A 22,740-nucleotide genomic window follows, 5' to 3' on the forward strand; every position below is an offset into this window, starting at 1 on the left:
ATCAAGCCTTTTTCTTAGAACGCTTGGGCTCAAAGGGAAGTGCATCTAATCCTTGTTCTTTTTGGGTTTTCGCCTCTGCTTCGTCCACTATTTTTTGCAGGTTTTCGGGCAGCGGTTCTCGCGACAAAATAAACGATTGAACTGTTTGGAAGATGTTAGCAATCAGCATATACATCAACACGCCGGCGGGCAGCGGGAAGAACAAAAACATCCCTGAAAATATGACTGGCGTCAGTTTGTTGACTGTAGCCTGTTGGGGGTTGTCGTTTGGCCCTTGTGCTTGTCCTGAAAGGGTTTGGTTGATGTACAAACTGATGCCGAAGCCCAGGATCATTACCAAAATATCCCAGTGGATTGTACCGTCTGAGTCGATCGCGCCAACGCGGCCTAGAGCCTCAATAAACAGGAATCCTTTGTTACTAGCCAATCCGGGGATTGTGCCTTGAACTGTGGCTTCACCGGGCGCTAATGCCGTGATGTTTCCCTGTTCATCTACCTTGATCAGATCTTCGCCTTTGATGACTTTCCAGCCTGGTTCAAAGTCGATTTCGCTCTTATTTTCTGCAGCTAAAACTTTGAGAGGTTTGCCCTCTGGGGTTTGAAAATTAATCTTGGTTGTGTCGCCGACTGCGAGTTTGTCGCCGCCTGGAATTACCCCCACAACAGGAGCATGAAAAGTACCTGTGACGTAAATATTTTGTGGCGGTGTAGCAAAAGCTTGCGGTTGAACAGTTTCGATTTGTTCTTTGGGCAAAACTTGAACGTTAACGCTGTAATTTATGTCAGAAAACGGCGAACCCCGGAGCGTTGCAAACAGTGCAAACAGCACTGGCATTTGCAGCACCAACGGGAAGCATCCGGCTAGAGGATTGCCAAATTCTTTGTATACTTTGCTCATTTCCTCCTGCTGTTTGGCAGGATTGTCTTTATAGAGTTTTTGAATTTGATCTACTCGCTCTTTCATCAACGGCTGCGCTACTTTCATGCGCCGCATATTGCGAAGAGAGCCTGCGTTGAGAGGATAAAGAGCAAAGCGAATCACAAGCGTCAGAGCTACGATCGCTAAACCGTAGCTTGGCACGATCCCGTAGAAAAAATCTAGGATCGGGAGCATGAGGTTGTTGGAGAGAAACGAGATACCGAAATCCATTCGCTTTGAGTTAATTTAGGTGCTCTATGTTTGCTGTTGAGAACTATTTTTACCCGCTGAAGGCGAGCCGCCTCAATTTTTAGGGTTTTGTCTCTATCTTAGGACATTGCCCGTCGATCGACCGCCCGGTCTGCGGGTTTGTTGTAATGAGTTTGCCAATACTCGCACTCACTTTACCCTGATTTTAGGGCGAAGCTGTTCGGTTATTTAGCTTGGGCCGCATTTGCTTTTTGAGCGGCTATGGGGAGTTTTTCGTTAATGTAGTCATACATTGCTCGAAATTTCGGCATAGCTCTGAGTTCCAAGCGGCTGCCATTTTTCATGGTGAGCACCATGTCTCCGTAAGTCCCAAAACCGCGTGGTACTGTGACGATTTTGACTATATCTGAATAGATAACGTCTGTCTGATCGCCCCCCATCCAACCGCTAGTTACCGAGACTCGGCGACTCGTGATCCGGTAGCGCAGCCACAGAGCCCGGACAATTGCTCCTACTGCTAGGGGGATTCCCACCACAGTCAGCCCCAGGAGTAAATTGAGGATCAAGTCTCCCGGCGCGGGGCCGCCTTCATAATATACTTCCTCTCGAATTCCCATCTAGTACCTCGGCTTCTACCAACAACTGCTCTAATTCTTGCAGAATTTCTGCATAATTGCACTCTTGTGCGATCGGACGCACGACAATTACTAAATCCCACCCGAATTTTAATCGGGGCAATAGCTGTCGCAAAGCTGCCCGAATCTGACGCTTAATCCGGTTGCGGACTACAGCGCGTTTGCTGACTTTCAGGCTGATAGAAATGCCTGTGCGAGTCGGCTGCAAGGATTTCTCGGCTGTCGGTTTGCTTAATTCGACGCTTTTGGGTTTACGCAGAGCTCTTAAGCTGAAATGGGCCGAGTTACGGCGCATTCCCTTGCGGTATACGGCGCTGAAGTCTTTTCGGTGCTTAAGTCGGTTTGTATCGGGCAACATGGCGTAGGGCGATCGTGGAGGCCTCTCAACCTTGATGCAGTGCTAGACTGCGAGGCGGTGGCGACCTTTGCTGCGGCGAGCTTTGATTACCAATCGACCAGTTGCGGTACGCATTCTGGCGCGAAAACCGGATGTTCTTTTTCTTTTGCGGCTGGTTCCGTGCAGGGTTTGCTGTGTCATTTTGATTTCTCCCGGCTTGTTACTTTACTTTTGATTAATATTCACAATCTTCTAGTATACCATAGAGTTGTTTTGTTGGCAATATTTTTCCTATTTGAATCGATCGCCACTCATCACAAAGCAACAACCCCTGTTCGAGCTTGTGAACGAGATTTCGGTTTAGTTCTCACTACCATATCCCTAACTTTCTAAGATGATATTGCAAGAGCGATCGCCCTTAACCGAACCCAATCAAATCCCCGACTCCTAAATTCATCCGTGTATCCGTGTCGTGCCTTTCCTCATTTCAATTCAACATTTACTGTAGCCGAAATCACCGGTGCAATCCGTGATTCATAGCCTTTAATGCTTTCGGCACCAAACACAAATTTTACCGGAACCCGTTGCACAACTTTGGTGAAGTTACCCGTAGCATTATCGGAAGGCAATAAGGAGAATTGATCGCTAGAAGCAGGGGAGAAACTATCGAGACGGTCTTCAAAATTGCGACCCCCAAAAGAATCTAATTTGATTTCTAATTTTTAACCGGGTTTCATGTTTGCTAGTTGCGCTTCTTTGAAGTTAGCAACTACCCACAAATCGTTACTGACCATCGCCATTAACGGACTTGCCGGCTGCACGCGCTGCCCGAATTTAAAGGATTTGCAAGCGATTTGTCCGGCGGCGGGTGCGCTGATATTTGTGTAGTAAAGTTGTACTGCTTTTTTTAAGAGTGGCTAGTATTTTACGGTTATTTGTAATGTACTGGAGGTTGAGGCTGCTGCGCTTCACTCAAAAGATTGATTTGTCGGTTTAGGAAAGATTGACGATCGCCCGATCGATCAGTTGAGAAAAGAGTTCTCAATCGGCCTGTTAAAAGCCCTCGACAGGTCGATCTCGGATTTCAGCTACCAGCGGGGGCAATACGTCTTGCAGTTGTGTACCGGAGTTTGTCAGTCAAATGCGCCAAATGCGAGTGTCTCTCTCTCGGCGGAACAGGCCTCTTTCTTCCGTGCGATCGATCGTGCCTGTCAGCGTCCCGCTTACCTGTTGCAGTTTGTCGCCAATGCTGGAAGTCGGCAAACCGTCTTCTTGCCACAAGCCCCAAAGGGTGCAAGTCGGTTTTTTGGCTATCGAATGCTACGCTAAAAGCGGGAATCCGCCTTCTGCCGGATATGTTAACAATTCTTATTGTTCTTAAACTAGAAAGAGTAAATCTAGTTCGCGATCAGAATTTATGTTGCTTCCAGCCGACCAACGCACTAAGTTAGACGACACCGACGACAATTTGTTCTATTCCGCTCCCCGGTTTGTGACTCACGTAGACGATGGATTCATTCAGCAACTCACCGATTTATATCGGGAACGGCTGAAACCGAATACTCGGATATTTGATATGATGAGCAGTTGGGTTTCTCACTTGCCCGACGAGATGCAATTTGCCCATGTAGAAGGGCACGGCATGAATGAAGACGAGTTGGCAAAGAATCGCAGACTGAATCATTATTTTGTGCAGAATTTGAACGCAAATCCCAAATTGCCGCTGCCGGATGCAGAGTTTGACGCCGTTGTCAACTGCGTTTCGGTACAGTATTTGCAGCACCCAGATGCGATTTTTGCCGAGATTCACCGGATATTGAAGCCGGGTGGCGTAGCAATTATGAGCTTTTCCAACCGGATGTTTTATCAAAAGGCGATCGCGGCTTGGCGGGAAGGTTCCGAGGGCGATCGGGTAGAATTAGTCAAGGGTTACTTTGATTCTGTCAAAGGAGCGAACATACCCGGGTTTAGCAAGCCGGAAGTAATTGTTCGCAAGCCTAACTTGCCTAGTTTTATGCAAATGCTGCGAATACCAAGCGGCGATCCGTTTTATGCGGTAGTTGCTTACCGCCAAAGTTAGGATTTTTTGGCAGTAAGGACTTTAGGACTTTAGGTGGAGATTGAAAGCACTAAAGTCCTTACTACAAACCAATCGAAAGCTCTGCTCTTTAGGTTAGGATATATTTAATATTTGTTCCTAAAATAGGGAAAAAAAACTTGGGCAGCGCATCACACTCGATCCAAATATCTGTCAGGTAAAACCCTGTATTTGCAGTCTGTGATATCCAGTAAAACTGATTTTTGACTTCTCAGTTCTGGTATGAATGCTAAAGAAATTATAGATGACTATGACGATTTAGAACATGAGGATATTCTAGCTGCTTTGCTATTTGCCGCGCGGCTGACTCCAGTGAAAAGCATATACCGAGTATTGTATTTCATCAGTAATAATAAAGTAGGGTAACACCTTGATATGAAACCATATCAGCAAATAGCTATCGACGAATGCGGCGAACCTTTAGTCCCTATTCCAGCACAACATTTTGTCTTTGAAACGCCGCACCCTTATCAAAAGTTGGGTGCTCCCTATCACAATAGCAAAGCAGATTCGCCTTACTATTTGCGACAAGGAGTTGTAGATAGTTTAATCGCCGCTCAAACGGAGCTACAGCACAATTGTCAAAATTGGAAAATTCTGATATTTGACGCTTATCGGCCAGTGGAAGTCCAGCAATTTATGGTAGATTATACTTTTAATCAAATTGCCCTAGCTCAAGGCTGCGAATTTCCTGTTCCCGAAGACAAACGCCAAGTGATTATAGAACACGTATATCAATTTTGGGCAGTGCCGAGCCTCGATCGCGCAACGCCTCCCCCTCACAGTACAGGTGCCGCTTTAGATATAACTTTAGTGGATGAAAACAATCGGCAAATTGATATGGGTTCTCCGATTGATGAAATATCAGAACGTTCTTATCCCGATTATTTTTGTAATAGCAAGGAGCCGCAAAAACAGGAATATCACCGTCGCAGGCAAATATTAAAAAATGCGATGATAGCTGCGGGTTTTCAGCAACATCCTAACGAATGGTGGCATTTTTGTCTGGGCGATCAGATGTGGGCTTGGTTGACAAATCAAAACAATAGTGGTAGTCGATTGATTGCCCGATACGGCCGCTATTAAAACGGTACGGAATTAAATCGGAAGTGGCGCACTTGCAACATTAAGAAAGGGGTTTGTTGACAAAAAACTCAGCTTTTAACTGCTTCCTCTGGCAATAAACCTGGTTTCTGACACTCTCTGCCTCCCGCACTATAAAAGTATGAGCAAAATAAATCATTTGTGTCAGGATACACTGCAACTATTGCCAGCGGGGTAGCGGTGGTTTAAAATCAACGAGAGCGAACAAGTGCAGGCAATATTTGCCAGCACCGCAAACCCTAAAGCATAACTCAGAGTTCACCCAATGAAAGCACTCATCCTCTCTGGCGGTAAAGGAACACGCTTGCGTCCCCTCACCTATACGGGTGCTAAGCAGTTGGTTCCTGTAGCAAATAAGCCGATACTGTGGTACGGAATTGAAGGAATTGTGGCGGCCGGGATTACGGATATTGGGATTATTATTAGTCCCGAAACCGGGGAAGAGGTGAAGACGAAAACAGGAGATGGATCTCGCTTCGGTGCGAAAATTACTTATATCTTGCAAGCAGAGCCGGCAGGGCTCGCTCACGCGGTAAAAGTTGCCAGACCGTTTTTGGGCGATTCTCCGTTTATTATGTATTTGGGAGATAACTTAATTGAAAATCAGTTAGATCCGTTTTTAGAGATTTTTAACACGCAGAAACTAGACGCTCTGATTATGCTGCGTCCCGTTTCCAACCCCTCGGCTTTCGGTGTGGCAAAAGTTGATGAGAAAGGACGAGTTTTGCAGTTAGTAGAAAAACCCAAAGTTCCGCCGTCAAATTTAGCACTGGTGGGGATTTACTTTTTTGCTCCTACTATCCACGAGGCGATCGATCAAATTCAACCTTCGCCCCGGGGCGAACTCGAAATTACAGACGCTATTCAACAGCTCATCAATCAGGAAAAACACGTAGAAGCCTGCAATTTAGAGGGCTGGTGGTTGGATACGGGGAAAAAAGACGATTTGCTCAGTGCAAACCAAATCATTTTAGATAGCCGTATCGTAGCTTCAACTGAATTAACAGTAGATGCAAAAAGTCAAATTATCGGGCGAGTGCAAATAGGAGAAGGAACGGAAATCATTAATTCTACAGTTCGCGGGCCAGTGGTAATTGGGGAAAATTGCCGCATTGAAAATTGCTTTATTGGGCCTTACAGCAGTATTGCCGATCGCGTGACGATGATTGATGCTGATATCGAACACAGTGTAATATTGCAAGGGGCGAAAATAGTTGGCATTCACCAGCGAATTGTTGACAGCGTGATCGGGCAGCGAGCTCAACTCACCAATGCGCCGGCTCGTCCAAAAGCTCTGCGGTTTATGATTGGTGATGACAGTCAAATTGAGTTATAGCAATCCTTGCAGGAGTCGTAAACTTTTTACCCCACTCCAACCCTCCCCGCAGGTTCGGGGAGGGAGTAAGAAAATCACAAATGATTTAGGATTGCTATAGCTTAAATTGAGATATTGCCAATATCGGAAGCAATAATCCTGATTTAGCAAGAAATAAATTGTTTTGTGGGGAATAGGGGTTGGGCATCCTGCCTGCCCTTGAACAGGCTTTCGGGCCTGTTCCACAATTAATTACAATTATTCACACAGCAAAGCTGCCTGTTCACAATTAGTTACAATGATTGCAACAGCAAAGATGTCTGTTCCATAATTAAGTCATAGTAAGTTATCTCAAGGAGAGGAAAGTTTGGAGTACGAAGAAATACCAACTCAACAGATAATACATAAGTTGCGGCAAACTTTGGAGCCGCGAATTGGTATAACAGAGCTGTCGCTGTTGGGAACAGAAAATAGTACGATAGCCCAAAATGAAGATGATGAAGATATCGCCCTTTTAAAGGCAGGTTTCGACATTTATAACATCCCCATTACCTCTTACCAAAGGCGACTCGGTTCCGCAGTCATCGTCGTTAGGAAAATAGTCCGAAAATTGCTCAGACCCGTACTCGAACGACAAGTAATTTACAATTTTGCTAATACGCGGGTGGTGCATACATTAAGCACACAATTGCAAAAATTGCAAGAAAATCAACAAACTCTCTTTGAAAAAATTGAATCGGAATTCAGCAGCGAATATCCCGAAGTTACAGCACAGCTTGAGACTCAACAAAGAGCGATCGCAAATTTTCAGTCTGAAATAGAGCAAATTAAAGCAGTGCAGCAGCAACATACTGCTATTTTAGAGAAGATTACCGCTCAATTGCTCGATCGACAAAAATAAAGCATCAAAGATGACCACACTGCCCATATGTTCGTTAATTATAGTCAACTATAACGGTCTGCGCCACACGAAAGATTGCTTAAAATCTCTACAAAAACTTGCGTATCCCGAATCGCAACTCGATTTAATTGTAATTGATAATTGTTCTCAAGACGATTCCGTTAATTCCCTGTGCGAACTATTTCCCAAAGTTCGGATTTTTGTCAACTCCGCCAACAACTTTGCTAAAGCCCTCAACCTCGGCATCAGCGAAGCAAAAGGCCAATATATCGGGTTTCTAAATAACGACGCTACCCTTGACAGTCGCTGGTTAGAGATTCTTGTAAAACGGCTAGAAACTAATAAAGAAGTAGGTGCGACTAGCGGCAAATTGCTGTTTAAAGACGGGCGAATTAACAGCGCTGGTATTCAGCAATTACCTAACTTTTATTGGCAAGATGTCGGCTTTGCGGAAAAAGATTCTGGACAGTACGATACAGAACGGGAAGTCGAAGGGCTTTGTTGGGCAGCGGTGCTTTTCCGCAGGAAATGTCTCGAAGATGTCGGGCCAATAGATGAAGATTTTGTGATGTATTTTGAGGATGTAGAGTTTGCTAAACGCTGCCACAAACGCGGTTGGAAAATGCTTTATACTCCCGCAGCTATCGCCCATCACGAGTATAGGGGTTCGAGTAAAGGCAGCAAACTTACCGAGTATTTCTGCAACCGCAATCGGTTTTTGTATTTGGCCAAACATGAACCGTTGCAATTAGTCAAAGGAATTCATACTTCGGATTTTTTTACTAACAAGCAGTACGATTTGCTGTTCGAGAGTTTATTTGTAGCGATTAAAAAACTGCTAGATTATCAGAAACCAGAAATCATCGAAACAGTATTGCCACAGTTGTCCGAAAAGTTGGCGGTGATTTACAGTCGGATGAAGATCGATCGCATTTTGTCTCGATTGCAGGTGGTTCGGGGCGATCGCAAAATGTCGATCGCCATTTACGATCACGGACTGCATTTTATTGGTGGCGGTCAAAAATACGTCGCTACCCTCGCCTCGCTGCTACAAAATGAATTTGACATTACTTTTATCGCCAACAAACCAGTTGCTGTTTCCGACTTAGAATCGTGGTACGGACTCAACCTTTCAGGATGCAAAATTAAAATTATGCCCTTGGCGTTTTACGAGAAACGCGGAATGCAGTGCATCGATTCCAGCATCATCGTAGAAGATATGGAAAATCCCTTTGATGAAATTGCCAGAGAAAGCAAAAACTACGATATTTTTATCAATGCGAACCAACTGGAAAAAGTAAAACCACTGTCGCCGATCTCAGTATTTTTCTGCCACTTTCCCAATACCTTCCGCAACCGTCACTTTGCTGTCGATGATTACACTTTCATTATTGTCAACAGTCAATTTACCGTCAAGTGGTTGGAGAAACGCTGGAACCTACAGCCAACTTTTCTGCTTTATCCGCCCGTGGAAATGGCAACAGTTAAAGTGCCGAAAGAAAACATCATTTTAGCTGTGGGACAGTTTGAAGCTGGGGGAACAAAAAAGCAAATTGAACTAATTAAAGCTTTCCGCAGTTTGCTAGCAGATTATCCCGAAGATTTTCAAGGATGGCGACTAATTTTGGTTGGCAGCAGCATTCCGAAAAATCCTTATTTAAAGACTGTTCAGAATTTATTGAAGCAAGATTCAAGGGCGATCGAGCTCAAAGTCAATGTTGACTTTGATGAGGTAAAATCACTTTATGCTAGAGCAAGTATATTTTGGCATGGCTGCGGTTTGGGTGAAGTCAATCCTCAAAGATTTGAGCATTTCGGGATGGCGACTGTAGAAGCAATGCAAAATAGTTGTGCTCCGATTGTTTTCAACGGTGGCGGCCAACCGGAAATTGTCGAACATGGGCGATCGGGCTTTGTGTTCAATACCGTTGAGGAACTGTGCCAGCATTCACATCAACTAATTGTTAATCCTGATTTGCTAGCAGAACTTCAAGCTGGTGCACAGCAACGCAGTCAGAACTTTAGAATTGCACATTTTGAGAAAAAAGTCAATAGTTTTTTTGATATTCTTCACCAAGAGTATGCTACAATTCGGCTGCCAAATCCTGCCGATATAGCTCAAATGCTCGATCGAACTTAAAGGCTAATTAAATAGTCCACCAGGGCTTAAAACCCCTAACCAAAAGCTAAAGTCCTCTTGCATAAGACTAATATCAAAGTCGATTTTATTACCGTTTTTTTCAGTCCGCGCAGGCGGACTTTGTATGTGTAGTCTCGACTTCCAGTCGCCGGAACTCTAAAATCATGTCTAATTCACTGTTAATCAATTTGTCCTTTTTAACACCCGAACCAACGGGAATCGGGACTTACGCCGCTAATCTTTTCCCGCAACTGCAACAGCTAGAACCAACATTACTCGCTTCCCAGCAAATTGACAATTATACTTGCTATCAAATCCCCGACACTCTGACACCGAATCGCGGCCCGAAAGGACAAATTAACAGGCTGCTGTGGACTCAGTTTGAATTACCTAAACTTTACCAAAAATTACAGTCTACCCTGATATTTTCCCCAATTCCAGAAGCACCTTTGTATTCCGGCTGCCGCTACATCGTCACAGTTCACGATTTAATTCCTTTGCGATTTCCCCGACGGTTTTCTAGATTAACAGCTTATTTTCGCTACTACATACCGCAGGTTTTGCGACAAGCAGAACACATTATTTGCGATTCTCAAGCAACGGCGGCAGATGTTGCTAAATTTTACCAAATTTCGCCTAAAAAGATGACCGCAATTCCCCTAGCTTGCGATAATATTAATTTTAGATATCTCGACTTGCCCGCCAAAAATTATTTTCTTTATACAGGTAGACACGATCCTTACAAAAACTTAGAAAGATTAATTGCTGCATTTGCTAGTTTGCCCGATCGCGCAAATTGCGAATTGTGGCTAGCAGGGCCTCCCAATGCCTACACACCGCAGTTGACAGCACAAGTTGAACAATTAGGTTTACAATCTTTGGTAAAGTTTCTCGGTTACGTTCCCTATTCTCAATTGCCCGTACTGATGAATCAGGCGATCGCCCTAGTTTTCCCTACACTTTGGGAAGGATTCGGCTTACCAATTTTAGAAGCAATGGCTTGCGGCACACCCGTCATCACATCCAACCTGTCATCGATGCCAGAAGTAGCCGGAGATGCCGCATTATTAGTCAATCCTTACAGCGTCGGAGAAATAGCCGAAGCCATGCAAACACTAGCCACAGATTCAAAAGTGCGATCGAACTTAAAAACTGCTAGTTTAGCCAGATCATCTCAATTTAGTTGGAACAAAACCGGAAAAGCAACCGCCAACATATTACAACAATATCTTTAAATCTCTCCTCTCTTCCTTTCTCCTCTCTGCGTCCTCTGCGCCCTCTGCGGTTAAAAAAACTCCCACCAAAAAACCGCAATCTACATCTTATCCCATGCCCAATTCCCAATCTAACTTACTAATCAACCTCTCTTTCCTAATTTCAAAACCCACTGGCTTAGCCATCTACGCCAAAAACCTATTTCCTCACCTAAAATCCCTCAATCCCACATTACTAACAGCCAAAAATTTTCCCAATAACAACTGCTACCAAATCCCCGAAAACCTAACACCAGAACAAGGAACCAAAGGACACATCAACCGATTGCTGTGGACACAAACCCAACTCCCAAAAATTTACAAACAGCTAAAATCTAACCTGTTATTTTCCCCAATTCCCGAAGCTCCTTTATTTGCAGGTTGCCGCTATATAATTACAGTACATGACTTAATAGCGCTGCGATTTCCCCGTCGCTTCGATCCTCTGACACCTTACCACCGCTACTACATTCCCCAAGTGCTGCGGCAGGCTCAACACGTCATCTGCGACTCTGAATCAACTGCCAAAGATATCGCTAATTTTTGCAAGATTCCTACTAATTTAATTACGCCAATTTTCCCTGGATATGATACCAGTTTTTTCCGTTTTCTAGACTTACCAACAAGCAATTATTTTCTTTATATCGGCCGCCACAATCCTTATAAAAACGTGCAGCGAGTGGTAGCAGCGTTTGCTGCTTTGCATCATAATTCCGAATACGAATTGTGGATAGCCGGTTCGGAAGACAAACGCTATACGCCGCTGCTGAAGGCGCAGGTTCAAGAATTGGGATTGGTCGATCGAGTAAAATTCCTAGATTACCTCCCCGCAGCCGACTTGCCCAAAGTCATCAACCAAGCGATCGCGCTGGTTTTTCCCAGTCTTTGGGAAGGATTCGGACTCCCCGTGCTCGAAGCAATGGCCTGCGGCACTCCTGTCATCACCTCTAACCTGTCTTCAATGCCCGAAGTGGCTGGGGGTGCAGCATTATTAGTAAACCCCTACAGCGTCGAGGAAATTGCCTCTGCTATGCACCAGCTTGCAGTCGATGCCAAAGTTCGATCGCACTTGCGGGAGCTCGGTTTAGCCAGAGCAAAACAATTTAGCTGGGAAAAAACAGGCCTGGAAACTGCTGCTATTCTCGATCGATATCTTTAACGAAGGAAGTTCGGCAACGGATTCGGTAACGGATGTAACGGATGTCGAGAAGAAGGAAGAGGGAAGTTCGGCAACGGATTCGGTAACGGATGTAACGGATGGAAGAAGGAAGAGGGAAGAAGGAAGAAGTCAGTAGGTAGATTCATGCCCCATGCCCCATGCCCAATTCCCCCTCCCCCTGACAGCCTGAGTTAGGGACTGTAGACCCCTTTTACTTATTGATACCCAACTGATCGCCGCGCTTGTACTGCTGATAAGCAGCAAAAAACAGCCCCGCCAGAGTAACAAAGATTAGACCCAGAACAATACCTGAAAGTAGCGGTTCTACCATGAGAGCTCCTTAACGTTAAGATTTAACAACCTATTTTTAATATTACCAGCACTTATACAGATGAATTTTCCCAAAAGCAGCCTTCCGTGGGTCTCAGAGCTTGCTCTCCCCGCTGCGAACGATTAAGCTATGTTATGAGAAATAAATTTTCTTGTAGATACTATTTTTAATTGAACTCCTTTGAATAACCAACTTGCCAGGAATGAAATTAAAAACCCGATCGAGCGACTTGCCATATTTGCGCTAGCGGTGTTGCTTGCCATCATGTTGACGATTCTCACAATACGTCAATTTCAAGTCGCCGATCCTTACGTCAAAAGCGTACTATCCCTAACGGGCAACCCGTTTCAGGGTTCCGCCATCTTTCAAATGAACTGTGCGGGGTGTCACATCTCCGTTTCAGACAGTCAAGTCGGGCCCAACTTGCACGGAGTGTCCGAGCGCAAATCCGAATTCGATCTGATCCGGCAAGTCACCAGCGGGCAAACCCCACCAATGCCGCAGTTTCAACCGAGTCCGCAAGAAATGGCCGACTTGCTGAAGTATCTCGAACAAATTTGACCAAAGAAGGGGAACGGAATTGGTTCCCCTTCTTTAGCAGAGCCTCTAAACATGGGTTTAGAGGCTCTGCTTTCGGGTAGTCCCTCTCTGCTGGGACGACACGCAAGTGTATGCTCGGTTTCAAATGCCGAGTTTAATCTGCGGACTAAACCAACAAGCTAAAACTCTGAGCTGATAACTGGCTCGGCTGCACGCCCGTCACTATAGCCAAAATCTGGTCGCTGTTAGCAAGCCCGATCGCCGTCGAGCCATTAGTTTCGGTCAATGACAGTTGATTGAAGTCCAAGCCTCCCACCAACTCGATCGAATCAACTCCTGCGGTGAAGTTGATAATGGTGTCAATTCCTCCGCCCGCTGACAAGACAAAGCCATTGCTGCCACTGCCGCCGACGAGGGTATCGCTGCCAAGACCACCAAAGAGCAAGTCATCGCCGGTGTCAGCAAAGAGCAAATCATCGCCGCTGCCGCCAATTAAGGTATTGTTACCCTCGCCGCCACAGAGAGTGTCATTGCCTTGATCCCCAATTAGCACGTCGTCGCCAGCGCCTCCCAAAATTACGTCCTCGGCTTTGCCCCCGTACAATAAGTCATTGCCTTCGTCGCCAGAAAGAGAGTCGTTGCCACGATTGCCATACATCGTATCGTTACCGCGATCGCCAAAAATCAGGTCAAAGCCTTTGCCACCGAAGAGAGTATCGCTATCGATGCCTCCGTAGACAGTATCGTTGGCAATATTGCCATTGATGTAGTCGCCGCCCCCTCGACCAAAGATCAAATCGTTGCCGCCCAACCCTAAGATAGAGTCATTGGCGACACTACCCAAGATCGTATCGTCGCCGTTAGGGCCATTGATCACATTACCCGCTGAAGAAGTGCCGGGCTCATTGGGAGTAGCGATTCTGGGGAAGTTCTCAGGGCAAACCAAATCTGTCGGTACAGGTGCAGGCGTCGGCGTCGGTACAGGTGCAGGCGTCGGCGTCGGTACAGGTGCAGGCGTCGGCGTCGGTGCAGGTGCAGGGGTCGGTGCAGGTGCAGGCGTCGGCGTCGGTACAGGTGGCGGTGGTGGCGGCGTCGGCGTCGGCGGCGGCGTCGGCGTCGGCGTCGGCGCTGGGAAGTTGCCGAAGTTGATGCCGGTGACAATAGCGCCTGAAGTTAGGGCGATGTCGGCGGGTTGGGGTGTGCTTTGGGTGAACCCAGGTTGGTTGACTTCCCTGATGCGGTAGGTTCCCGGCGTTAGGTTCGCGAACAGGTAGTTGCCACTGTTGTCTGTGGTAGTAGTAACAGGATCAGGAGCAGTTCCAGCTACGACATTGGTTAACTGAATTTGGAAATTGGGTAAACCCGCTTCTCCAGCATCCTGAGTGCCATTGTTGTTAGTGTCTTGGAACTTCAGACCTTGGATCGCCCCGGGTTGCGGCAGGAAGTTGCCGAAGTCAATGCCTGTGACGTTATCAGAGGGATTAACCGTAACGGGGGCGGGGTTGGGGGTCGTCTGCGTCCAGCCATTTTGCTGGACTTCCCTTACCTGGTAAGTACCTGCGGGTATATCTCGGAGAGTGTAGTTGCCCGCTGAATCAGTGATGGTAGTCGGTTCGCCCTGCTGAAACAATCCATCCGGAGTGATACTATCGAGGAATATTTGCCAGTTACCTAGCCCCAATTCTCCGGCATCCTTAACGCCGTTGTTGTTGAGGTCATTGAATTTTTGACCGCTAATAGTGCTCGACTGGAAGTTGCCGAAGTTGATATTAGCGATGTCTTGACCGCTGGTGACAGTGATGTCATCCGGGTCGGGGGTAGTTTGCGTCCAAGTAGGCTGCAAGACTTCCCGCACCTTGTAGGTTCCTGCTGACAAATCAAGGAATTGGTAGTTACCGGCGGCATCGGTGAGGGTGTTCGGTTCCCCGGTGTCGAGAGTGCCGTTATCGTTGGTATCGAGGAAGAATTGCCAGTTGGCAAGCCCTAGTTCCCCGGTATCTTGTACCCGGTTGTTGTTGAGGTCATTGAACTTCAGACCACTAATCGAGTTGGGCTTGAAGTTGCCGAAATTGTTGTTTTGGGAGTCGGTGCCACTGGTGACGGCGATCGTAAACGCGCCGGAAAGAGTAGGCGTGGCTGCATTGACGGGGGGCACAGTTTGCGTCCACCCTGTTTGTGGCACTTCCCGCACTGTATAAGTGCCGGCTGGCAAGTTGGTGAACTGGTACTTACCGGCGACATCGGTGACGGCGGCGTTGGTGCCTGTTTCGGCTGGTACTGCGTCTTGCACGCCGTTGTTGTTGGCATCCAAGTAAATTGTCCAGCCTCCTAGAGGTTGTTCTGCTGGCAAATCTTGAGTGCCATTTTTGTTGAGGTCATTAAATTTGATCCCGCCGATTTTGCCTAGTTGGAGGTTGCCGAAGTCTTGAGCCGTAATGGGGGTGCCACTGACCGGGTTAATTGTATAAAAAGCCGGGCCGGCGGTTTGTGAGAATCCCGTCGGCACGTCCTCTCTCACAAAGTGCCGACCCGAGCCGACGTTGGCAAAGCTATACGTCCCAGGAGCCGCTGGCGCTGTTCCGGTACCTTGAAAGGCGATTTCCGCGTCACCGCTATCTAAAGTGCTGTTATCGTTAGTGTCTTTAAACAAGCGAACGATAGTGCCGTTGAGGGGGGTGTCGTCAGCAGAGAAGCCGTTGCCTGTGAGGTCGGTGAATTTGGTGCCACTAACGGTGATGTTTTGGAAAATGCCGAAGTTTTGACCGGTGACGGGAGTACCGCTTTGGGCACTAACTAGAATTGGGGTAGCGGGGAAAGAGATGCTGGAGTTGGCTGGAGCAGTGGCTTGTATCAGGTAATTGCCGGGGCCGATATCCGAGAATGTGTAATCTCCGGCTCCTGCAGTCGTTACCGGCGCGCCCACAACCGTATCTGTGCCGACTTCTAGCGTGTTGTTGTTGTTGGCGTCTTTGTATAAAGTGACCGTGACGCCGTTGAATGTGGTGTCGGTGGCAATGTCTAGGACTTTGTTGCCGGCGACATCGGTGTAGGTTTTGCCCGCGATCGATGTTTTCTGGAAATTACCGAAGTTAGCACCGGTAACATCAGCAGTACCAGTCGTCACCGTTGGTGCCAAAGTCTGCACCCAATCGGTTTGTAACGTTTCTGCGATCGCTGTATTGGCCTTAGTATCCGTGAGAGTGTATTGGCCCAGAGTGGCAGCAACGGCAGATGTTACATTAGTCTTCGTACCTGCGGTAATAGTCCAGCCGCCTAGACCTGGTTCAGTTGCCGCGGCACCTTGCAGGCTATCCCCGTTAAGGTCGTTGAATTTCTGACCCACGACCACGGGCCCGTACTCGTAAGCACCGATGTCAATATTCGGTTTGCTGACAAGAGTATTGTCAATTTTTCGAGGAAAGCCAGTACCGCGTTGGTCAAAAGCTGTCGCGCCCACTGCCGTTATTGTCGGGTCGCCCCCACCAATTGCAGGGTTGCTGCTAGTAGTAACGGGGCTGTTGTCAACTAGGGCAATGGTGAACGGGCCGGTAGTTGCACCGTTGAGTCCGGCAGAGGCGGCTGGAGCTAATACATTTGCCAAAGGAACCGCTAATGCCTGACCTGCGAAACCAGTGCTAGTGCCGAGAACCCCAACCAGGTTGTTATTTCCTGTGAATGTCCCTGTAACATCAGTGTCGGTAGTAGCAACGTTGCCAGCAACGATCGTGTTTTTGACTGTAACTGTACCGCCGTTGTTGTAAATTCCTCCGGCATTAGCAATCAGACTAGCCGGTGTGCCAACTGTGGCGGCTGTTGCAGAGTTATAAGCGATCGTGTTGTTAGTGAGGGTAGCTGTAGCACCTAAGTTGACGAAAATTGCACCACCTGCGGCTGTACCCGCACCTGCTGCAACATCACCAGCATTGCCACCCGTAACAGTGTTGCTATATAAGGTGCTGTTGGTCATGGTCAAAGTGCCACCGCCAACAAAAATCGCGCCGCCTAAACCTGCACCGCCGCCACCAAAGCCAATAGCACCTGCACCGCCAAAATTGCCCCCTGCGCTTGCACCATTGCCACTACCGCCACCGCCGCCGAAGCCGCCAATGCCGCCAGCGCCGATAGCACCAGGCGCCGCACCTGTACCAAAAGTACCGCCAGCACCACCGCCACCACCAAAGGTGCCAGCACCGCCAGCACCGCCATTGCCACCATTACCTTGAGTACCAGTACCAGCAGGACCGCCAACGCCACCGGCACCACCACCACCGCCGCCACTACCGACAACGCTACCAGCACCACCAGCACCACCAATACCACCAGCACCACCGTTTGTGCCGCCAACACCAGTACCGCCAGTGCCGCCAATACCGCCAGTACCGCCAGCATTACCAGTACCGCCAGCCTCGCCATCTTCGCCAACCCCACCGGCAGCGCCATTACTTGCTAGACCATTTCTACCATTTCTACCATTTGTCCCTGCTGTGCCTCCAAAGACAGTAGCCAGATCCGCGCTACCACCCTTGCCACCATTCCCAGCCACACCTGCACCGCCAACGGCAGAGTTATTAGAAAAAGTAACTCTGTCAACTGTGACTGTACCGTTGTTGATAAAAAGTGCGCCACCTAAGCCTGCAGCGCCACCACCACCGGTGGTTCCTGCGTTGCCTACTGCTTTTGCGGAATCAATGGTGAGGTTTGAGATGTTAAATGTTGTGTTATCAACTACGAAGGCACGGTTGTTATTGCCGCTGATCTTGAAACCACCGCCAACAATAGTGGTGGTGTCGGTAATTCTCGGCAATTGCCCTGCGAGGGTAATATCGGCAGTGAGAGTGATCGTGTCAATGCCACTGTTGATGTTGGCAACATTTATGGCATTTACCAGTCCGTTAAAGTCGCCAGTCGTTTGGTTCAAGTCAGCCAGTACGCCACTGTAAGCTTCCCTCGCCTCCGCAGAAAATGCCAAAGGTGTTTCAATATTTCCCGTAGTTACTTCGAGTTCCCAGTCTCCACCCAACGCAGCATTCCCTGTCAAGTTGTCGGAAGCGGCAATATTTGCTCCCGTGAGCTGGCTCAGCCTTTCCACGAAAGCCACACCTGCTTCTGTGGCGGCGACGTTGCAACCGTAAAGCAGAATTTCGGGTTTAGCTGTAATTGGAGAGTTAGAGTTTGCCTCGGCTGCTGGCAAAGCAAACCATGTTTCTAAATAATTGCGGTAGCTTTCAATGTTGCTGAGATTTAGTTCTGTTGCTCCCAGTTGCAAGCTGGCTGCTGCGCCGTGAGACAAAATGTGGACGGCTGCAATGTTTTGCCGCTGTTTAAGTGTTTCGGCGATTTGCTCGATGGCGTCGCGATCGGCTTTCAGAATAACAATTTCTGTATCGGGATTGACCGTTTCTGTTAAACTTTCGCAATCTTTAACTTGTGAATCTGCAAAAACTATCTGGTGTTTCGGTTCTTTATAGAGTTCCACGTTTAAATTCTCCTGGTACACGCACACATCAAATTCATAGCACAAAGCAACCGCAGCAGCGATCGAGCTTTTTCCGGTGAGTGCGGATGAGAGTCGATCGCCCCTAATTTCACCTAACCTAACTTTGACCTAAATTTAATATTGACAAAAACCTTTTTTTATGCTCCCCTGCCCTAACTGAGTTAGTTTGATTGTTTAGAAGTTTTAAAGGGGGATATTGTTCCGGCTGTTACAACAATGTTGGAGAAGACTTGCGCGCTGTTTATTGATATGCCAGAGATGGAGAAAATACCAGATTTTATAAAAATTGTCAATCGAATAATGAAGCGATGGCGATCGATATTTGTTAGTCAAGAGTCATCAGTCACAGTTATTAGCTGTAAGCTGCTGTTATTTGGTAGTTGTTAGCTGCTGAATTATCGGTATGTGCGATCAAACCACCCCAATCAAATTGCTTGGTAGGGAGGAATGCAAGTCCTCTGAGTTTTATGAAGGCTTGCATTCCTCACTAGAAGCTTGATAACGGTTATTTTACCGGAATAGATATGCTGGCTCATGACTAACATTCCTGGAGACTATTAGACTCAATAAACCGGCTCGAAGAAAGAAAATTTGGCGTCGCAGTCCAGAATATTAAGTCCTCTTCCACTAGGGTGCGTGCAAGACTCACTAATTACCAAGTTTCTTCATCGGGATTATTGGAATTGCTCCAGATTTCCACATCTAAATCATTGAGATAAAGCAGAGCGCTTTCAATCTGTTTACTTGTACCATTAAGTTCCAAATCAAACCAGCCATCATCTAAAGTTTTGACACCTAACAAAGCTGCATTAAAATTCACCGTCAAACCGTATTCAGAAATCAAGTTAGATATCACAGGTTCCTGATGGTACTCTTTAGGAACACGAATGCGAATGCGGGTTTGAGTTGGTCTGCTGTCACCACTATCAGATTTGGGAATATCTGATTCTTGGGTTCTGTGAAAATTGCCGATCGCCTCAAATTCAGATTCGCTAGTGTTGTGAGCTAACATTTGGGCCTCCTAATGTTTGTTTGAGTTTACACTTTGCACCAATATCTTGTAGAGTGCGGAGCAGCGAAATTTTCGATATTCCAAGCAGATTGTCGATAGCCACGCACACTACTAATGACTAACAACTGCGTCTAGCCTACAGCCTAATGACTGATGATTATTCTTCAACCTCCTTAATGCTAGTTTTTCGTTCCAAAATCTCCTTAAGCACGAGGGTAATAACTCCTAAAAAACCTAGAACTACCGCCGCTGAAAATGCGGCTTGCGTCGCGTACTGCTTGTAAGCATCCTCTACAAACAAAGGCAAAGTTTGCGTTTTTTTAGCAATATTTCCCGATACCACAGAGACGGCTCCAAATTCTCCCATTGCTCTAGCATTGGTCAAAATTACTCCGTAAAGCAATCCCCAGCGAATACTGGGAAGCGTGACATTCCAGAAAATTTGCCAGTCATTTGCTCCCAAAGTTTTCGCCGCCTCTTCTTGATCTGTACCCACTTCTTCCAAAACAGGAATTACTTCGCGGGCCACAAAAGGCAAGGTAACAAAAGCAGTAGCCAGCACCATTCCAGGGAAGGCAAAAATAACCTTGATATTGGCCCCCTCCAGCCACGGCCCGAACCATCCCACGCGACCGTAAAGCAGTACAATCATTAAACCTGCAACTACGGGTGATATGGCAAACGGCACGTCTAAAATGCTGATTAATAGCGTGCGCCCGGGAAATTTATTGCGACCAATTACCCAGGCTGCACACAAACCGAAAACTGTATTTACAGGCACAACTATCAGAGAAATTATCAGGGTAAGTTGGGCTGCATGCAGAAAATCGGGCGAGGTTAAGTTAGAAAGAAATGGCTCAAATCCTTTTCGGAAAGCTTGGTAAAAAACGTTGAGCATGGGGATGAATAAGACGAGAGCAAGATAGCCGCTCGCAATTCCGATTAAAGTTGGTTTTACCCAGGCTTTCTCCTGACTCCGACTAGAACCCGCAGGCGGAAATTTGTAATCAGCAGGTGAATTGATATTAGCCGTCATAGCGTCTTCTCCATGCTTGTAATAGATTAATTGCGAACAGCATTGCTAGGGAAATACCTAACAGGATAGTGCCGATAACTGTTGCTCCTGCATAGTCGTACTGTTCTAATCTTTGAAAAATTAATACTGGAGCGATTAAATCTTTGAAGGGTATGTTAGAAGCTACAATTACAGTAGAGCCATACTCGCCAACCGCTCGCGAAAACCCGAGTGCAACTCCGGTTAAAATAGACGGAAATAACGGGGGTAAAACTACTCGCCAGAAAGTTTGAAATTGAGAAGCACCCAAGCACCAAGCTGCTTCTTCGATGTCTTTTTCCATCTCGTTTAAAACTGGCTGTACAGTCCGCACGATAAAGGGCAAGGAAATAAAGATCATCGCTATTCCTACGCCCAAGCGAGTAAATGATATCTTGATTCCCAAGGGTGCAAACAGCCCGCCGATCCAGCCGTTATCGCTGTAAACTGTGGCGAGAGTTAAACCCGCGACGGAGGTGGGCAGTGCAAAAGGTAAATCGACTGCTGCATCGACAACCCGTTTTAAGGGAAAGTCGTAGCGGACTAATACCCAGGCAATTAATGTGCCGAATACTCCGTTAATTAATGCCGCCATTAAGGCCGTAAAGAAGGTGACATCGTAGGCTGAAAGAGCGATCGGACTGGTGGCAATTGCCCAAAATTCGGCGGGGTTTGCTGTGCTGGCTTTCAGCAGCATTGCTGCAACTGGGAGCAATAGCATTAAGCTGAGGTAGCCTAGGGTGATTCCCCAAGGTAATGTTATTTTGCCGATCGCCTTTTTGATATTGTCGATCGGAGACTCATGGTTGCTGGTTGGAGATGATACAGCCATAGGTGAATAGTTTTGAGTTGCCAAGAATAGTGAATCTTTTAGCTCCCCGACAACTTCGAGGAAGTCGGGGAGCTGAGCCTTCTGTTTTTTTACTGTTTAATTGAACCTTGGATTTTGTCAAAAACAGCTCCGTCATCGAAGAATTTCTGCTGAATATCTCCCCAACCTCCTAAGTCTTGAGCTGTAAATAGGGTTTTGATGGGGGCATATTTTTTGACAAATTCTGGTTCCGCCGCTACTGTCGCATCTACTGGGCGGAAGCCTACTTTGGCAAATTCTCGCTGAGCTTCTGGGGTGTAGAGAAACTTGACAAATGCTTCGGCGACTTCGCGAGTACCGTGTTTATCAACGTTTTTATCGACGATGGCGATCGGATTGTCGATCGAAACATTGACTTCGGGAATAGTATAAGTCGGTTTTTCGCCTTTCTCACCTGCCAGAAGAATCTCGTTTTCGTAGTTAATTAAGGCGTCGCCTTGCCCTTGTTTGAAAAATACATCAGTGGCTTCGCGGGCATCTTTAGTCAGAATTGGGACGTTTTTGTAGACTTTAGTAGTCAAGTCTAATGCTTTGGTTTCGTCTCCTCCGGTTTTAACAACCGAGCCCCAAAGTGCGAGGAAATTCCAACGGGCAACGCCTGATGTTTTGGGATCGGCAGTAATCACTTTTACTCCGTCTTTGCTTAAATCTTCCCAGGTTGTGATGCCTTTGGGATTGCCTTCGCGGGTGACTATTGCTCCTACCGATTTGCTGACTATGCCTTCGTTGGGAACTTCTTTTTCCCACCCAGGTTGAATTAGTCCGGCTTTTTCGATTTTTGCGGTGTCGAGGGCGAGGGCTAGGTGTACGATGTCTGCTTCTAAACCATCAATTACGGCCCGAGTTTGCGAACCGGAACCGCCGTAGCTTTGGTTGAAGGTGACGGTTTGACCTTTTTCTTTTTGCCACTGTTCTACAAATTTGGGAATTATCGCTTCGTGGGCGGCTTTGGTGACGGCGAAGGATACTAGGGTTAATTCTACGTTGCCTTTGTTGGCTGCTGGGCTAGCACCGCCTGCAGTAGTACCTCCTGGAGTGGCGGCGGGGTTGTTGGTGGTTCCCTGGCCGCAGGATGCAACGGCCAGACTTAATGTTATTCCGACTAAAAATAGGGACACAAATCTTTTCAGGGCAGTAAATGATTGATTTGTGCTGGCTGATGACTGTTGTCGCCAGCGAAGGTGTTGATTTAGGCGTTGCCACGGACTCATTATATTTGTTCCTCTAGAGAAAGTACGGTTATTGGGTCGGAATACCGTAATTATGGTTGTGAAGTACGATTATAGACAAGAGCGAGTCAAAAGGCAACAAAAAAAAAGAATTGGAGGAACTCAGGGTTGATCGCATATTCTGATGTCTTTTCC

At 47.0% G+C, this 22,740-nt stretch carries 22 protein-coding genes; 9 read left to right on the top strand and 13 right to left on the bottom strand.

Translation table 11 applies throughout. From position 1 onward, the window contains the following. Window position 1 precedes the first annotated feature (1 nt). The 7 genes from yidC to QUA25_RS15180 all read right to left on the bottom strand — a co-directional run bounded on the left by yidC (window position 2) and on the right by QUA25_RS15180 (window position 3,382). Entirely contained in the window at window positions 2-1,150 is a 1,149-nt protein-coding gene (gene yidC / locus QUA25_RS15155; RefSeq protein WP_333039172.1) for a membrane protein insertase YidC, read from the bottom strand. A gap of 203 nt (window positions 1,151-1,353) precedes the next feature. Then, window positions 1,354-1,746: a PH domain-containing protein gene (locus tag QUA25_RS15160; RefSeq protein ID WP_333039175.1), complete on the bottom strand. Its 393-nt coding sequence runs from the start codon at window positions 1,744-1,746 to the stop codon at window positions 1,354-1,356. Continuing rightward, window positions 1,718-2,122 (bottom strand): ribonuclease P protein component, encoded by a 405-nt coding sequence (rnpA, locus tag QUA25_RS15165; RefSeq protein ID WP_333039176.1) that lies wholly within the window; start codon window positions 2,120-2,122, stop codon window positions 1,718-1,720. The genes QUA25_RS15160 and rnpA overlap by 29 nt, the downstream gene beginning before the upstream one ends. A gap of 42 nt (window positions 2,123-2,164) precedes the next feature. Continuing rightward, window positions 2,165-2,302, bottom strand: coding sequence for a 50S ribosomal protein L34 (rpmH, locus tag QUA25_RS15170; protein ID WP_006632320.1), 138 nt, complete (start codon window positions 2,300-2,302; stop codon window positions 2,165-2,167). A 281-nt stretch (window positions 2,303-2,583) separates the two neighbouring features. Next, window positions 2,584-2,814 carry an HlyD family secretion protein gene (locus QUA25_RS29490; RefSeq protein ID WP_445242224.1) on the bottom strand — a complete coding sequence of 77 codons (231 nt, stop codon included), beginning with the start codon at window positions 2,812-2,814 and terminating at the stop codon, window positions 2,584-2,586. 9 nt (window positions 2,815-2,823) lie between these two features. Then, window positions 2,824-2,922, bottom strand: a complete 99-nt coding sequence (locus tag QUA25_RS15175; protein WP_333039178.1) for a hypothetical protein — start codon at window positions 2,920-2,922, stop codon at window positions 2,824-2,826. 316 nt (window positions 2,923-3,238) lie between these two features. Continuing rightward, on the bottom strand, window positions 3,239-3,382 hold the full coding sequence (locus QUA25_RS15180; RefSeq protein WP_333039182.1) for a hypothetical protein: 144 nt from the start codon (window positions 3,380-3,382) through the stop codon (window positions 3,239-3,241). Between the two features lie 136 nt (window positions 3,383-3,518). On the opposite strand from QUA25_RS15180, the gene QUA25_RS15185 reads away from it, so the two are divergent. From QUA25_RS15185 to QUA25_RS15220, 8 genes are all read left to right on the top strand, one after another. Continuing rightward, window positions 3,519-4,181, top strand: a complete 663-nt coding sequence (locus QUA25_RS15185; RefSeq protein WP_333039185.1) for a class I SAM-dependent methyltransferase — start codon at window positions 3,519-3,521, stop codon at window positions 4,179-4,181. A gap of 240 nt (window positions 4,182-4,421) precedes the next feature. Further along, window positions 4,422-4,565 carry a DUF433 domain-containing protein gene (locus tag QUA25_RS15190; protein ID WP_333039187.1) on the top strand — a complete coding sequence of 48 codons (144 nt, stop codon included), beginning with the start codon at window positions 4,422-4,424 and terminating at the stop codon, window positions 4,563-4,565. Between the two features lie 9 nt (window positions 4,566-4,574). Further along, on the top strand, window positions 4,575-5,285 hold the full coding sequence (locus tag QUA25_RS15195) for a M15 family metallopeptidase (protein ID WP_333039189.1): 711 nt from the start codon (window positions 4,575-4,577) through the stop codon (window positions 5,283-5,285). A gap of 283 nt (window positions 5,286-5,568) precedes the next feature. Continuing rightward, window positions 5,569-6,639: a glucose-1-phosphate thymidylyltransferase gene (locus tag QUA25_RS15200; RefSeq protein ID WP_333039191.1), complete on the top strand. Its 1,071-nt coding sequence runs from the start codon at window positions 5,569-5,571 to the stop codon at window positions 6,637-6,639. A gap of 346 nt (window positions 6,640-6,985) precedes the next feature. Next, window positions 6,986-7,519 carry a hypothetical protein gene (locus QUA25_RS15205; protein ID WP_333039193.1) on the top strand — a complete coding sequence of 178 codons (534 nt, stop codon included), beginning with the start codon at window positions 6,986-6,988 and terminating at the stop codon, window positions 7,517-7,519. 10 nt (window positions 7,520-7,529) lie between these two features. Further along, entirely contained in the window at window positions 7,530-9,659 is a 2,130-nt protein-coding gene (locus QUA25_RS15210; protein ID WP_333039195.1) for a glycosyltransferase, read from the top strand. Window positions 9,660-9,823: 164 nt separating this feature from the next. Next, the gene (locus QUA25_RS15215; RefSeq protein WP_333039198.1) at window positions 9,824-10,894 is read left to right on the top strand and encodes a glycosyltransferase family 1 protein; all 1,071 of its coding nucleotides are present in this window, start codon (window positions 9,824-9,826) and stop codon (window positions 10,892-10,894) included. Between the two features lie 94 nt (window positions 10,895-10,988). After that, window positions 10,989-12,071: a glycosyltransferase family 1 protein gene (locus tag QUA25_RS15220; RefSeq protein WP_333039200.1), complete on the top strand. Its 1,083-nt coding sequence runs from the start codon at window positions 10,989-10,991 to the stop codon at window positions 12,069-12,071. A 211-nt stretch (window positions 12,072-12,282) separates the two neighbouring features. Here the strand turns inward: QUA25_RS15220 and petG are convergent, their stop codons facing one another. Beyond that, window positions 12,283-12,402 carry a cytochrome b6-f complex subunit V gene (petG, locus tag QUA25_RS15225; RefSeq protein WP_006632329.1) on the bottom strand — a complete coding sequence of 40 codons (120 nt, stop codon included), beginning with the start codon at window positions 12,400-12,402 and terminating at the stop codon, window positions 12,283-12,285. Between the two features lie 180 nt (window positions 12,403-12,582). Here petG and QUA25_RS15230 point away from each other — a divergent pair, with 180 nt between their 5' ends. After that, window positions 12,583-12,963 (top strand): cytochrome c, encoded by a 381-nt coding sequence (locus QUA25_RS15230; protein WP_333039203.1) that lies wholly within the window; start codon window positions 12,583-12,585, stop codon window positions 12,961-12,963. 145 nt (window positions 12,964-13,108) lie between these two features. On the opposite strand, the gene QUA25_RS15235 is transcribed toward QUA25_RS15230, so the two are convergent. From QUA25_RS15235 to QUA25_RS15255, 5 genes are all read right to left on the bottom strand, one after another. Further along, window positions 13,109-18,418: a DUF4347 domain-containing protein gene (locus QUA25_RS15235; protein ID WP_333039205.1), complete on the bottom strand. Its 5,310-nt coding sequence runs from the start codon at window positions 18,416-18,418 to the stop codon at window positions 13,109-13,111. Between the two features lie 673 nt (window positions 18,419-19,091). After that, entirely contained in the window at window positions 19,092-19,451 is a 360-nt protein-coding gene (locus QUA25_RS15240; RefSeq protein WP_333039208.1) for an NIL domain-containing protein, read from the bottom strand. 157 nt (window positions 19,452-19,608) lie between these two features. Further along, window positions 19,609-20,487 (bottom strand): sulfate ABC transporter permease subunit CysW, encoded by an 879-nt coding sequence (gene cysW, locus QUA25_RS15245; protein WP_333039209.1) that lies wholly within the window; start codon window positions 20,485-20,487, stop codon window positions 19,609-19,611. Further along, on the bottom strand, window positions 20,477-21,337 hold the full coding sequence (gene cysT, locus QUA25_RS15250; RefSeq protein WP_333039210.1) for a sulfate ABC transporter permease subunit CysT: 861 nt from the start codon (window positions 21,335-21,337) through the stop codon (window positions 20,477-20,479). The genes cysW and cysT overlap by 11 nt, the downstream gene beginning before the upstream one ends. A gap of 89 nt (window positions 21,338-21,426) precedes the next feature. Then, window positions 21,427-22,587: a sulfate ABC transporter substrate-binding protein gene (locus QUA25_RS15255; RefSeq protein WP_333039213.1), complete on the bottom strand. Its 1,161-nt coding sequence runs from the start codon at window positions 22,585-22,587 to the stop codon at window positions 21,427-21,429. Window positions 22,588-22,740 lie beyond the last annotated feature (153 nt).

The organism is Microcoleus sp. Pol17C6 (genome assembly GCF_036701145.1).
In the GTDB taxonomy this organism is placed as follows: Bacteria; Cyanobacteriota; Cyanobacteriia; order Cyanobacteriales; family Microcoleaceae; genus Microcoleus.

Excerpts from the sequence above, each read along its gene's own strand:
- yidC (WP_333039172.1), bottom strand. The coding sequence starts at position 1,150 with ATGGATTTCGGTATCTCGTTTCTCTCCAACAACCTCATGCTCCCGATC.
- QUA25_RS15160 (WP_333039175.1), bottom strand. The coding sequence starts at position 1,746 with ATGGGAATTCGAGAGGAAGTATATTATGAAGGCGGCCCCGCGCCGGGA.
- rnpA (WP_333039176.1), bottom strand. The coding sequence starts at position 2,122 with ATGTTGCCCGATACAAACCGACTTAAGCACCGAAAAGACTTCAGCGCC.
- rpmH (WP_006632320.1), bottom strand. The coding sequence starts at position 2,302 with ATGACACAGCAAACCCTGCACGGAACCAGCCGCAAAAGAAAAAGAACA.
- QUA25_RS15185 (WP_333039185.1), top strand. The coding sequence starts at position 3,519 with ATGTTGCTTCCAGCCGACCAACGCACTAAGTTAGACGACACCGACGAC.
- QUA25_RS15190 (WP_333039187.1), top strand. The coding sequence starts at position 4,422 with ATGAATGCTAAAGAAATTATAGATGACTATGACGATTTAGAACATGAG.
- QUA25_RS15195 (WP_333039189.1), top strand. The coding sequence starts at position 4,575 with ATGAAACCATATCAGCAAATAGCTATCGACGAATGCGGCGAACCTTTA.
- QUA25_RS15200 (WP_333039191.1), top strand. The coding sequence starts at position 5,569 with ATGAAAGCACTCATCCTCTCTGGCGGTAAAGGAACACGCTTGCGTCCC.
- QUA25_RS15210 (WP_333039195.1), top strand. The coding sequence starts at position 7,530 with ATGACCACACTGCCCATATGTTCGTTAATTATAGTCAACTATAACGGT.
- QUA25_RS15215 (WP_333039198.1), top strand. The coding sequence starts at position 9,824 with ATGTCTAATTCACTGTTAATCAATTTGTCCTTTTTAACACCCGAACCA.
- QUA25_RS15220 (WP_333039200.1), top strand. The coding sequence starts at position 10,989 with ATGCCCAATTCCCAATCTAACTTACTAATCAACCTCTCTTTCCTAATT.
- petG (WP_006632329.1), bottom strand. The coding sequence starts at position 12,402 with ATGGTAGAACCGCTACTTTCAGGTATTGTTCTGGGTCTAATCTTTGTT.
- QUA25_RS15240 (WP_333039208.1), bottom strand. The coding sequence starts at position 19,451 with ATGTTAGCTCACAACACTAGCGAATCTGAATTTGAGGCGATCGGCAAT.
- cysW (WP_333039209.1), bottom strand. The coding sequence starts at position 20,487 with ATGACGGCTAATATCAATTCACCTGCTGATTACAAATTTCCGCCTGCG.
- cysT (WP_333039210.1), bottom strand. The coding sequence starts at position 21,337 with ATGGCTGTATCATCTCCAACCAGCAACCATGAGTCTCCGATCGACAAT.
- QUA25_RS15255 (WP_333039213.1), bottom strand. The coding sequence starts at position 22,587 with ATGAGTCCGTGGCAACGCCTAAATCAACACCTTCGCTGGCGACAACAG.